Source organism: Hahnella aquatica (SeqCode) (assembly GCF_965194505.1).
In the GTDB taxonomy this organism is placed as follows: domain Bacteria; phylum Pseudomonadota; class Gammaproteobacteria; order Burkholderiales; family Burkholderiaceae_A; genus Hahnella; species Hahnella aquatica.
In genome coordinates, this window is record NZ_OZ239144.1 from 590,812 (window position 1) to 602,284 (window position 11,473).

The 11,473-nt window shown below is 60.4% G+C and carries 13 protein-coding genes, 1 tRNA gene and 1 pseudogene; 13 read left to right on the forward strand and 2 right to left on the reverse strand.

The window, feature by feature from the left end; translation table 11 throughout:
• The first annotated feature begins 41 nt into the window (after positions 1-41).
• The 6 genes and pseudogenes from AC8GDA_RS03030 to AC8GDA_RS03055 all read left to right on the forward strand — a co-directional run.
• A complete protein-coding gene (locus tag AC8GDA_RS03030) occupies positions 42-323 on the forward strand; it encodes a type II toxin-antitoxin system RelE/ParE family toxin (RefSeq protein ID WP_506556832.1) in 282 nt (93 codons plus the stop codon).
• Between the two features lie 14 nt (positions 324-337).
• Complete coding sequence (locus AC8GDA_RS03035) at positions 338-637, forward strand: HigA family addiction module antitoxin (RefSeq protein ID WP_506556833.1); 300 nt, start codon at positions 338-340, stop codon at positions 635-637.
• A gap of 142 nt (positions 638-779) precedes the next feature.
• The gene (locus tag AC8GDA_RS03040; protein WP_506556834.1) at positions 780-1,046 is read left to right on the forward strand and encodes a nucleotidyltransferase family protein; all 267 of its coding nucleotides are present in this window, start codon (positions 780-782) and stop codon (positions 1,044-1,046) included.
• A 168-nt stretch (positions 1,047-1,214) separates the two neighbouring features.
• Positions 1,215-1,523 (forward strand): type II toxin-antitoxin system RelE/ParE family toxin, encoded by a 309-nt coding sequence (locus AC8GDA_RS03045; protein WP_506556835.1) that lies wholly within the window; start codon positions 1,215-1,217, stop codon positions 1,521-1,523.
• Positions 1,520-1,870, forward strand: a complete 351-nt coding sequence (locus tag AC8GDA_RS03050; RefSeq protein WP_506556836.1) for an addiction module antidote protein — start codon at positions 1,520-1,522, stop codon at positions 1,868-1,870. The genes AC8GDA_RS03045 and AC8GDA_RS03050 overlap by 4 nt, the downstream gene beginning before the upstream one ends.
• A gap of 141 nt (positions 1,871-2,011) precedes the next feature.
• Positions 2,012-2,185 (forward strand): annotated as a pseudogene (locus AC8GDA_RS03055) (transposase); the annotation flags it as partial.
• On the opposite strand, the gene AC8GDA_RS03060 reads toward AC8GDA_RS03055, so the two are convergent.
• Both AC8GDA_RS03060 and AC8GDA_RS03065 read right to left on the reverse strand, forming a co-directional pair.
• A complete protein-coding gene (locus tag AC8GDA_RS03060) occupies positions 2,169-2,693 on the reverse strand; it encodes a hypothetical protein (RefSeq protein ID WP_506556837.1) in 525 nt (174 codons plus the stop codon). The pseudogene AC8GDA_RS03055 and the gene AC8GDA_RS03060 sit on opposite strands and share 17 nt — an antisense overlap.
• Positions 2,694-3,385: 692 nt before the next feature.
• A tRNA-Val gene (locus tag AC8GDA_RS03065) sits at positions 3,386-3,460 on the reverse strand.
• 39 nt (positions 3,461-3,499) lie between these two features.
• Here AC8GDA_RS03065 and gltX point away from each other — a divergent pair.
• The 7 genes from gltX to asd are packed head-to-tail and all read left to right on the forward strand — an operon-like array spanning position 3,500 to position 11,466.
• Positions 3,500-4,900 carry a glutamate--tRNA ligase gene (gltX, locus tag AC8GDA_RS03070; RefSeq protein WP_506556838.1) on the forward strand — a complete coding sequence of 467 codons (1,401 nt, stop codon included), beginning with the start codon at positions 3,500-3,502 and terminating at the stop codon, positions 4,898-4,900.
• A 31-nt stretch (positions 4,901-4,931) separates the two neighbouring features.
• Positions 4,932-6,032, forward strand: coding sequence for a chorismate synthase (gene aroC, locus AC8GDA_RS03075; protein ID WP_506556839.1), 1,101 nt, complete (start codon positions 4,932-4,934; stop codon positions 6,030-6,032).
• On the forward strand, positions 6,029-7,168 hold the full coding sequence (locus tag AC8GDA_RS03080) for an MFS transporter (RefSeq protein ID WP_506556840.1): 1,140 nt from the start codon (positions 6,029-6,031) through the stop codon (positions 7,166-7,168). Before aroC ends, AC8GDA_RS03080 begins: the two co-directional genes overlap by 4 nt.
• A gap of 27 nt (positions 7,169-7,195) precedes the next feature.
• Entirely contained in the window at positions 7,196-8,593 is a 1,398-nt protein-coding gene (gene leuC, locus AC8GDA_RS03085; RefSeq protein ID WP_506556841.1) for a 3-isopropylmalate dehydratase large subunit, read from the forward strand.
• A gap of 1 nt (position 8,594) precedes the next feature.
• Positions 8,595-9,257 (forward strand): 3-isopropylmalate dehydratase small subunit, encoded by a 663-nt coding sequence (leuD, locus tag AC8GDA_RS03090; RefSeq protein WP_506556842.1) that lies wholly within the window; start codon positions 8,595-8,597, stop codon positions 9,255-9,257.
• A gap of 2 nt (positions 9,258-9,259) precedes the next feature.
• Positions 9,260-10,342 carry a 3-isopropylmalate dehydrogenase gene (leuB, locus tag AC8GDA_RS03095; protein ID WP_506556843.1) on the forward strand — a complete coding sequence of 361 codons (1,083 nt, stop codon included), beginning with the start codon at positions 9,260-9,262 and terminating at the stop codon, positions 10,340-10,342.
• A gap of 2 nt (positions 10,343-10,344) precedes the next feature.
• On the forward strand, positions 10,345-11,466 hold the full coding sequence (gene asd, locus AC8GDA_RS03100; RefSeq protein ID WP_506556844.1) for an aspartate-semialdehyde dehydrogenase: 1,122 nt from the start codon (positions 10,345-10,347) through the stop codon (positions 11,464-11,466).
• The last annotated feature ends 7 nt before the right edge of the window (positions 11,467-11,473 follow it).

An 11,473-nucleotide genomic window follows, 5' to 3' on the forward strand; every position in this document is an offset into this window, starting at 1 on the left:
ACGCTTGACATGTATATACGCGATACGTAAGTATCTAGACTGTGACAATAAAATCGTTCAAGTGTGCGGATACCCAGAAACTATTCTCCGGCTATTCAGTAAAGCGTTGGGTACCACTTGAGCGGCAGGCCCTGAGGAAGCTCGAACAGTTGGAGCTGTCGGATAGGTTAGAAGATCTGAGGGTGCCCCCTGGCAATCGACTGGAGGGCCTCAAGGGCAAGAGGAAGGGTCAGTACAGCATTCGGATCAATGACCAGTGGCGTTTATGTTTTCGTTGGAATGTTGATGGGGCTTACGACGTTGAAATAGTGGATTACCACTGAAGCGAGGACTAAGAATGAGACGAGTCAATCCTGTTTCCCCCGGTGAAATGCTGGAGGAAGAGTTCCTAAAGCCGCTGGGCCTCACAAAGTACAGGCTTGCAAAGGAAATTGGTGTGCCCCCGGGTCGCATCAGCGAAATCGTTGCAGGTCGTCGTGCCATAACGGCAGACACCGATCTACGGCTATGCAAGTACTTTGGCCTCAGTGAGGGATGGTGGCTGCGCGGTCAGGTTCGTTTTGACACAGAGATTGCCAAGCGAACCATGCAGAAAGAGCTAGCGAAGATCAAACAGTGCCCACTGCTGGCTGCCTGAGCGTTGGCTCGTTACGTCTAACGATTTGACCGCTTGTTGCTGGTGCCGCAAGGGGTAAGGCGAGAGTAGAGCGGAAGTCTTGCTCGGTTGCGTATTCGGTCTCAGACCCCGGAGCGATATGAAAAGAGCCCAAGTCCTGGCCATGTTGCGAGAAGAGAAGCCAGGTCTCCAACGAGAGTTTGGTGTGCGCACGCTCGGTCTTTTCGGCTTGGCCGCCAGGGATGAACTTCTGCCCGATAGCGATATTGACATCCTTGTGGAGTTTGAGGGGGTAGGTACCTCGAGGAGTTACTTCGGTACTCAGTATCGACTGGAAGAGGTTTTCGGCCGCCCGGTAGATCTGGTGACGCGTCGTGCGTTACGTCAAGAGATTCGGCAGTATGTCGAGCGAGACCTAATCAGTGTCTGAACAAAGCGACAAGGCTTTGAGACGGGTCGTTAGCGGCCCATGGTGGTCAAAAATCACCAGGCTGAAAAGATAAGTACTTCTCCGCCATTTTTCGTAACTCCGGATTCGACAAGCTGAGAGCTCCAGAAGAGTATTGTCCATCTGTATCCGAACGTATACACTCTCACAATGTTCACGCTCGTAAAGTCCGAGGTATTCGACAGGTGGCTCGATGGCCTTAAAGACAGGCGAGCAATTGCTCGAATCACCGCAAGGATTCGCTCCTTTGAACTCGGCAACATTGGTGATTGCAGGCCAATCAGAGGTGGCGTGTGGGAGCTCAGGGTTCATTACGGTGCTGGCTATCGGATTTATTACACGCAGCAAGGGCAGTTGACGTACTTCTTGTTGATTGGTGGTTCGAAATCAGCTCAGCAGAGGGACATTAAAGCCGCCTTGGCGATGGCAAACGAGATCACAAAGGAGTCGAGACCATGAAGGGCTACACCACTTTTGATGCAGCGGATTACCTAAAAGATGAAGAGGTCATTGCTGAGTACCTTACAGCGGCCCTTGAGGATCCAAACCCGGAGGTCTTCCTTTTAGCGGTGCGTGATGTTGCTCGAGCACGCGGTATGGCAGAGCTAGCGAGCAATATCGGCGTTGGGCGCGAGAGTCTGTACAAGGCTCTGGCACCCGGGGCAAAGCCGCGCTACGACACCGTACTCAAGGTGATGAGGGGATTTGGGGTCCAACTCTCTGCCAGCCCAAGGACCAGCAGTCCAAAGGTGCGTGCTGCCAAGGCTGTGAGTGGCAAGAGAAAGAGTGTGAGAGCGGCAGCTTAAGGGTCCTCATAGGCTGTATCTATGGGTCCTTTGGGGCCTGTGGATAACCATGGCATTCCGTGGCAGAAGAGCCACAAAAAACCAAACAAAATACGCTTTTGTCGTGATTCTGAGGGTTCTGCGGCGCTTGCAAAACTCAATTTTGAGCCCCAGCTGATCCCCAAGCACCAGACCCGCTGGTCGGGCTTTGATGACAAGATTTTGTCTCTCTACGCCCGTGGCATGACGGTGCGTGAGATTCAAAGCCACCTTGAGGAGATGTACGGCACGGAGGTCTCGCCGACCCTTATTTCGTCGGTCACTGATGCGGTGATGTGTCTTTTTTACTAAGTCTTTTGGAGGTGTGGGCCCAATTCAGTTCAGCGATCGCTGGTAATTTCATTTCCAGCATCAGAATTCGACCCTCTTCCTCAAGATGTGACTCTATGGACAATGGGTAATCCTTCAGGCCGTAGTCGACACTGGCGACTGCATACTTTGCAAACAACTCAATCCCCTCTTTTGAGTCGAGGTCTAGTCGTGCCTCCAGGGTCTTCGCCTGAATCTGATCGTCAAGAATGGACGTGAGGTATTTCCTCTCCAGCTCGGATCGACGTTCGATAGCTTGTTGGTGGAGTCTTCGGGTCTCAGCTTGGATGCTCTCGAGGATTTTTCGCCCATCTGCTATTGCTAGCCGTAATTTTTCGGTGGTTTGCTCAGCGTCAAAGTCAATATCGTTTTTTCTTCTGAGAGCATCTTTGTATTTGAGGATCTCGTCCTTAAACGAGGATCTCACCGCTGGGTTGAGGAAGGAAAGCCACCCGGTATGGAGCGGCAGGAACAAGTGTGGGCTCCTCCACTGGAGTTGGGGCTGGAACATCCTCGGGGCGCTGCGAGGTGGGGAATCCGTGTATGTCCTTCGGATTAAATGTCAGATCCGCATAAGGTGTAACCGCCGGCCGCTGCGAGATTTCAAGAAGATCTTCGATTGGGGGGACGGCTGAGGGGGAGAGCAGGTTCGGTATCGTTCCCTCGTGGACGGTAATTGGTGCACCCTCCTCTTGGCGGCATCGGTCCTCAACTCTCTCTACGAATGGAAGGATGACCGCCTCGTATGGTCGCTCCGCCTGAAAGATCGGTATTTTGGGCGAGGGGGGGTGCTGGATCCAGCGACGTATGGCTTGAATCAGTTGCTCATTTGGGTCGGGAGAGTGCTCGAAGGTTCCTCGCCCTCGCCCCCGCTCCCTGAGAACCTCCGGGATATGAAGTTCGCAGCCTTTTCTTGCATTTCCGAGAAGTCGGAGTAAGCCCGAAGACAGTGCCTCGAGAATCTGCAAAACAGCGCCAGAAATCCTAGCAATTACGAAGAGCCCAAGCCCAAATAAGACGAGGCCAGCTATCCACGACATGGATCTCTCCCCTGGAAAAATCGTGACGCATGACGAGATGCTTTTCGAGGTTGTTTCGTACGGCTTGCGTACGGCGGCAATCTCTATTCCGCTGACTTTTATAACTCACTGACTTCAATCAGGGTTTTGGTGGACGGCACAGGGTTCGAACCTGTGACCCCTGCCGTGTGAAGGCAGTGCTCTACCACTGAGCTAGCCGTCCAACGCCAAGATTATGGCATGCCTAGACTAGAATCCGCGCATGACCCGAACTGTCCGAACGCGCTTTGCGCCCAGCCCAACCGGTTTTCTCCACGTGGGCGGTGCACGAACCGCCCTGTACTGCTGGGCCTTTGCTCGGCGGCATGGCGGCGCGTTCATCCTGCGCATTGAAGACACAGACCTGGAGCGGTCCACCCCAGAGGCGGTCAAGGCCATCCTCGATGGCATGGCCTGGCTGGGGCTCAACCCCGATGAAGGGCCGTTCTATCAGATGCAACGGATGGATCGTTATCGAGAGGTCATTGCCAAGCTCATTGAGGCGGGGCAGGCCTACCACTGTTACGCCAGCCCATCAGAGCTCGAGGCGATGCGCGAGGCCCAGCGCGCAGCTGGCCAGAAGCCGCGCTACGACGGTCGGTGGCGCCCAGACTTGGCCGCCGCGGCAGGCCTAACGGCGCCGGCCGGCGTGTCCCCCGTGGTTCGGTTCCGGAACCCAGACGCAGGCTTTGTCACCTGGGAAGACGGGGTCAAGGGTCGCATCAGCATCTCCAATGAAGAGCTAGACGACCTGATCATTGCCCGCGGCGACGGCACCCCGACCTACAACTTCTGTGTGGTGGTCGATGACTGGGACATGAACATCAGCCATGTCATTCGCGGCGACGATCACATCAACAACACGCCCCGCCAGATCAACATTTTGAAAGCCCTGGGGGCAGAGATCCCGAATTACGCCCACCTGCCCATGATTCACGGGCCCGATGGCGAAAAGCTCTCCAAGCGGCACGGTGCGGTGTCGGTCATGCAGTACGAAGAAGACGGCTACCTGCCCGAGGCGCTCCTCAATTACCTGGCCCGCCTGGGCTGGAGCCATGGAGACGATGAGATTTTCTCCATGGCGCAACTCACCGAGTGGTTCAGCCTCGATCATTGCAGCAAGTCTGCCGCCCAGTTCGACTTCGACAAGCTTAAGTGGCTCAACAACCATTACCTTCGGGCGCGCGCCGGAGCAGACCTCGCCTTACTCATTGCACCGCGCATGCGGGCCGAAGGCTTTGTCCCTGGGGTTGGGCCGGCGTTGGATCAGGTCTGCGAGTTGCTGAAGGATCGGGCCGCCACCCTGACAGACCTCGCCGAAGAGGCCTCCGTGTTTTACCTCGAGCCCCAGCCCGATGCGGCCGCCCTGGCCGAGCGGCTCTTGGGCTCTGTGCCCGCAGCCCTCAAAGGCTTGGCCGAATCCTTGCCGGAGGAGCTCGACGCTGCCCAGGCCTCTGCGCTCATCAAGGCGCAGTTGGCGGCCCACGGGCTCAAGATGCCGCAATTGGCCATGGCCTTGCGGCTCGTCTTGCTGGGCCGGTCCGAGACACCGTCGATCGACAAGGTCATGGCCGTGCTGGGTCGCGAGAAAATCCAAAGCCGCATTTCGGCCTTGGTGCCCTGAGGCCCCCGCCGCCCGCGATACACTGCATCCCATGTCTGGAAACACGTTCGGCCACCTCTTTTCGGTGACCTCCTTTGGAGAGTCGCACGGTCCAGCCATTGGCTGCGTGGTGGATGGCTGCCCACCGGGCCTTGCGCTCGAGGCCGCTGACATCCAGCTCGAGCTCGATCGGCGGCGGCCCGGCACCTCACGCCATGTCACCCAGCGCCAAGAGCCAGACACCGTGGAGATTTTGTCAGGAGTCTACGAGGGCCTCACCACGGGCACGCCCATTGCGCTGCTGATCCGCAACCAAGACCAGCGCAGCAAAGACTACGCCGACATCGCCCAGACCTTCCGACCAGGGCATGCCGATTACACCTACTGGCACAAGTACGGCATTCGTGATCCGCGTGGTGGGGGACGATCCTCCGCCCGTGAGACCGCAGTTCGAGTGGCCGCAGGAGCCATCGCCAAGAAGTGGCTTGCCACACACCATGGCGTGCACATTCGGGGCTGCATGAGCCAGCTGGGCGAGCATGCCATTGCATTTGAGGACTGGTCTCATGTGGCCCACAACGCCTTCTTTGCGGCCAATGCATCTCAGATTCCGGCGCTCGAGGCCTACATGGATTCGCTTCGCAAGGCGGGCGACTCTTGTGGGGCCCGCATTTTTGTGGAGGCCACCGGCGTGCCGGTGGGCTGGGGCGAGCCGGTCTACGACCGTCTCGATGCCGACATTGCCCACGCCATGATGGGCATCAACGCTGTGAAGGCAGTGGAGATTGGTGCGGGCTTTGCCTCGGTGGCCCAGCGGGGCTCGGAGCACGGGGATGAACTCACCCCCGAGGGCTTTGTCACCAACCATGCGGGGGGTGTCCTGGGGGGCATCTCGACAGGGCAGCCCGTCGCGGTCTCGATTGCCATCAAGCCCACCTCCAGCATTCGCACGCCTCGGCGCTCCATCAACCTGGAGGGCGAGCCCACCGTGGTGGAGACCCATGGCCGCCACGACCCCTGCGTGGGAATCCGCGCAACCCCAATTGCAGAGGCCATGCTGGCCTTGGTGCTCATCGATCACGCCCTGCGTCACCGTGCTCAGAACGCCGATGTCTCGGTGAGCACACCCAAGATTCCCGGTCAGGCCAGTTGAACCCCGCAGGCCGTCGGGTGGCTGCGTTTTTTGGCAGCTATTTCGCCTATGTGGGGCTCTTCTCGCCGTACCTCTCTTTGTGGCTCAACGGCCGTGGCTTCACGCCCACGGAGATCGGCATTCTGGTCTCCCCCATGCAATGGGCCCGGGTCTTTGGCCCGCCGGCCTGGGGCTGGCTGGCTGATCACGTTCAACCGTCGCGCGTGCCGCGGGTGGTGCAGCTTGCGGCCTTGGCCGCACTGATGAGCGCGGCGCTTCTGCTCCTGGACTGGTCCTTCTGGGGCCTCTTTGCTGTGCTCTGTCTCATGAGCTTTTTCTTAAGTGGGCAGGTGCCAATTGCGGAGTCCCTCGCCATGCAGTCGAGCAAGGGCGACATGGGTGCCTACGGACGCATGCGCGTCTGGGGGTCGATTGGCTTTATTGCTGCCGTGATGCTGGGGGGGCTCTGGTTTGACGCCTTCGGCATGGCCACGCTGCCCGCCGTATTGATGCTGAGCCTGGCGCTCATTGCATTGGTGGCGCTGGTGCTGCCGCCCAGCGAGCCCGTGGCCATTGCACCGAAGGCCGGAGCCATGAAGGCTGCGCTGGCCGAGCCACGTGTGCGGCTCTTTTTGTTGTCGTCCTTCCTCATGCTGGTGGCCCATGCGCCGCTCTACACCTTGTTCTCCCTCTGGCTGGAGCAAAAGGGTTACAGCCGAACCGAGATCGGGATGCTCTGGACGCTCGGCGTGCTGGCAGAGATTGTCCTCTTTCAGTTTCAGCGGCCCATCTTCGAGCGGCTTGGCCTGCACCGCTGTTGGGTGGGCAGCTATTGGGTGACGGCCCTGCGGTTCGGACTCATTGCGGTGTCTGGCGGGGGCATTCTGATCTTGCTCGTGGCCCAGGTGCTGCATGCTGTGACCTTCGGCGTTCACCACAGCGCCTCCATGGCCTTGGTGCGCGAGTGGTTCCCCGCCCAGGCCCAGGCCCGGGGGCAGGCCCTCTACACCATGGCCTCGTATGGAGTGGGTGGGTCCTTGGGGGGCATCGCCTCAGGGTGGATCTGGGAGGCCTTGTCGCCAGAGGCCACATTCGCCATTGCAGCAGGCTTTGCGGCCCTCGGTGCACTGGTGGCTGGGAGGGCTGCAAAGGCATAATGTGGGTTTTTCGCCCGCGAGAACGCCATGCCCACGCTCTACGACAAGCTCTGGAATGAGCACGTGGTCCATCAGCAAGACGATGGCACCTGCCTGCTCTACATCGACCGCCATCTGGTGCACGAGGTCACGAGCCCACAGGCCTTTGAAGGCCTTGCACTGGCCAATCGCAGCCTGTGGCGAAATGCGGCCAACCTCGCGGTGGTCGACCACAACGTTCCCACAACCGACCGTAGCAAAGGCATTTCAGACCCCATCTCTCGCCTGCAGGTGGAAACACTGGATGCCAATGCTGCCGCCCACAAGATCACCTACTTCGGCCTGCGAGACCATCGCCAGGGCATCGTGCATGTCATTGGTCCAGAGCAGGGCGCCACACTGCCGGGCATGACGGTGGTGTGCGGCGACTCGCACACCAGCACCCACGGTGCGCTGGCCTGCCTGGCCTTTGGCATTGGCACCTCCGAGGTTGAGCATGTCATGGCCACCCAGTGCCTTCTGATGAACAAGGCCAAGTCGATGCTGATCTCCGTCGATGGTGAACTGCGCCCTGGTGTCACGGCCAAGGATGTCGTGCTGGCCATCATCGGCAAGATCGGCACGGCCGGCGGCACCGGCTATGCCATTGAGTTCGGTGGCAGTGCCATTCGTGGTCTCTCGGTGGAAGGCCGCATGAGCATCTGCAACATGGCCATTGAAGCGGGCGCCCGAGCGGGCATGGTGGCCTTCGATGACAAGACCCTGGAATTCGTGCGTGGCAAGCCCCTTGCGCCAACCGGTGCCGAGTGGGATCAGGCCGTGGCCTATTGGCGCAGCCTGCACTCCGACCCAGATGCCGTCTTCGATCGTGTTGTAAACCTGGTGGCCGAAGAGATCGAGCCTCAGGTGACCTGGGGCACTTCGCCCGAGATGGTGCTGCCCGTCGGTGCCAGCGTGCCGGATCCCGCCAAGGAGGCCGACGCCACCCGGCGAGAGGGCATGGAGCGGGCGCTGGCCTACATGGGCTTGTCGCCCAACACACCCCTCACCCAGATCGAGGTCGACAAGGTCTTCATTGGCTCGTGCACCAACTCCCGCATCGAGGACATCCGTGCGGCAGCCGCGGTGGTCAAGGGCCGCAAGAAGTCGGATCGAGTCAAGCTCGCGCTCGTGGTGCCAGGCTCGGGCCTGGTCAAGGCGCAGGCCGAGGCCGAGGGTCTGCACCAGGTGTTTATCGATGCGGGCTTCGAGTGGCGCGAGCCAGGCTGCTCCATGTGCCTGGCGATGAACGCAGATCGGTTGGAGCCGGGCGAGCGCTGTGCCTCGACCAGCAACCGGAACTTTGAGGGCCGGCAGGGTGCAGGCGGACGCACGCACCTGGTCTCGCCAGCCATGGCGGCTGCAGCCGGCGTGGCCGGTCATTTTGTCGACGTGAGGACTTTCTAACATGACCCCCTTGAACCTTCATGAGGGCCTGGTCCTTCCCATGGACCGCGCCAATGTCGACACCGACGCCATCATCCCCAAGCAGTTTCTGAAGTCGATCAAGCGGGCGGGCTTTGGCCCGTATCTGTTCGATGCCTGGCGCTATGCCGATGAGGGCCAGCCCGGCATGGACTGCGCCGCGCGGCCCCTGCGGCCAGAGTTTGTGCTCAACCAGCCACGCTTCAAGGGCGCAAGCATTCTGCTGGCGCGGCAGAACTTTGGCTGCGGCTCCTCTCGTGAGCATGCGCCATGGGCCCTGGAAGACTACGGCTTTCGAGTGCTGATTGCCCCCTCGTTTGCAGACATCTTCTTCAACAACTGCCAGAAGAACGGCATCCTGCCCATCGTGCTGGCCGAGGCTGATGTCGAGCAACTCTTTCAGATGACAGCATCTCAAGAGGGCTTTCGACTGCGGGTCGATCTGGCTGCGCAGCAACTGAGTTCCCTCGATGGCCAGTTCACCCGCGGCTTTGAGGTCGATGCCTTTCGCAAGTACTGCCTCATGAATGGCCTGGACGACATCGGGCTCACCCTGCAGAAGGCCGACATCATCAAGGCCTTTGAGGCCAAACGCCTGGTGAGCAAGCCCTGGCTGGCCAGAGACTTACACGCAACCTTGGGATGACCATGAAACACCTTCACATTGCGGTCTTGCCCGGAGACGGCATTGGGCCAGAGATCACTGCACAGGCCGTGGCCGTGCTCGAGCGCATGGCCGAGCAAGGCCGCTTTGGGCTCACCCTGGAGCATGCGCCGGTGGGCGGTGCGGGCTATCACGCGAGTGGCCATCCGCTGCCGCCGGCCACCCTGGCTCTGTGCCAGAAGGCCGATGCCATTTTGTTCGGTGCGGTGGGCGACTTCGCGCTCGACCATTTGCCGCGCGAGCTGCGTCCCGAGCAGGCCATTCTTGGCCTGCGCAAGGCGCTCAACCTCTTTGCCAACCTGCGGCCCGCCATGATCTACCCCGAGCTTGCCGAGGCCTCCAGCCTCAAGCCAGAGGTCGTCTCGGGCCTGGACCTCCTCATTCTTCGGGAGCTCACGGGCGACATTTATTTTGGCCAGCCCCGCGGCATTCGTGTGCTTGAGAACGGCGAGCGCGAAGGCTTTGACACCATGGTCTATCGCGAGAGCGAGATCGAGCGCATCGGTCGGGTGGCCTTCGAGGCGGCCCGCAAGCGTGGCCACAAGCTGTGTTCGGTGGACAAGGCCAATGTCTTGGAGACCACCCAACTCTGGCGCGATGTCATGACCAAGCTCGGAGAGTCCTATCCAGACGTGGCCCTGAGCCACATGTATGTCGACAATGCCGCCATGCAGCTCTTGAAGAACCCCAAGCAGTTCGATGTCATGGTCACGGGCAATATGTTTGGTGACATTTTGTCGGATGAGGCCTCGATGCTCACGGGCTCGATTGGCATGCTGCCCTCGGCCTCACTCGACGCCAACAACAAGGGCCTTTACGAGCCGATCCACGGTTCTGCGCCAGACATCGCAGGCCAGGACAAGGCCAACCCTTTGGCCACGATTCTCTCGGCCGCCATGATGCTGCGCTACAGCTTTGGCCTGCTCGAAGAGGCCACGGCCATCGAGACGGCCGTGCGCAAGGTGCTCGCCGATGGTCTGGCCACCGGCGACATCGCCAGGGCTGGGTGCCGCATGGTGGGCACCTGTGAGATGGGCGCAGCCGTGGTGGCTGCATTGGAGAATTGAGCATGAAGCGACTCGGACTGGTGGGGTGGCGGGGCATGGTGGGCTCCGTGCTGATGCAGCGCATGCAGGAAGAGGGCGATTTCGACCACGTCGAGCCCACCTTCTTTTCCACCTCCAATGCAGGTGGCCAGGCTCCCGTGGTGGGCGGCCGCTCGGGTGTGCTGGCAGCGGCCGACAACCTGGAGGCGCTTGCGGCACAAGAGATCATCATCAGCTGCCAGGGCGGCGACTACACCAACGACATCTACCCCCGGCTGCGCGCCATGGGCTGGTCTGGTCATTGGATCGATGCGGCCTCGGCCTTGCGCATGAAGGACGATGCGGTGCTCATCCTCGATCCGGTGAATCGTCCGGTCATTGATGCAGCACTCAACAAGGGTGCACGCACCTGGGTCGGTGGCAACTGCACGGTGAGCCTGATGCTCATGGCCATGGGCGGGCTGTTTCGTGCTGGACTTGTGGACTGGATGTCGGTCATGAGCTACCAGGCGGCCTCGGGCGCGGGCGCCCAGAACATGCGTGAACTGCTCGAGCAAATGGGTGCCCTGCGCGACAGCGTGGCCCAGGAGCTTGCAGACCCTCAGAGCGCCATTCTGGAGATCGATCGCAAGGTCACGCAGACCCTGCGCAGTCCGGGCTTGCCGGTCTCCAATTTCCGGGGTGTGCCCCTGGCGGGAAGCCTCATTCCCTGGATCGATGTGCCGGTGGAGCACGGCCAGACCAAAGAGGAGTGGAAGGGTGGTGCCGAGGCCAACAAGATTCTGGGCCACCCACCCTTTCGAACCCCTGGCTCGGTGCCCATTGATGGCCTGTGTGTTCGGGTGGGCGCCATGCGTTGTCACTCTCAGGCGCTCACCGTCAAGCTCAAGAAGGACGTGCCGCTCTCCGAGGTGGAGTCACTCATTCAGGGCGCAAACGACTGGGTGCGGCTCGTGCCCAACGACCGTGAGCAGACCGAGAGAGACCTCACGCCTGCGGCGGTGAGCGGCCAGATGCATGTGCCGGTGGGGCGGGTTCGCAAGATGGCCATGGGCCCGGAATTCTTGGCGGCCTTCACCTGTGGCGACCAGTTGCTCTGGGGCGCAGCCGAGCCCTTGCGCCGCATGCTGCGCATCCTGCTCTAGCCCCAGG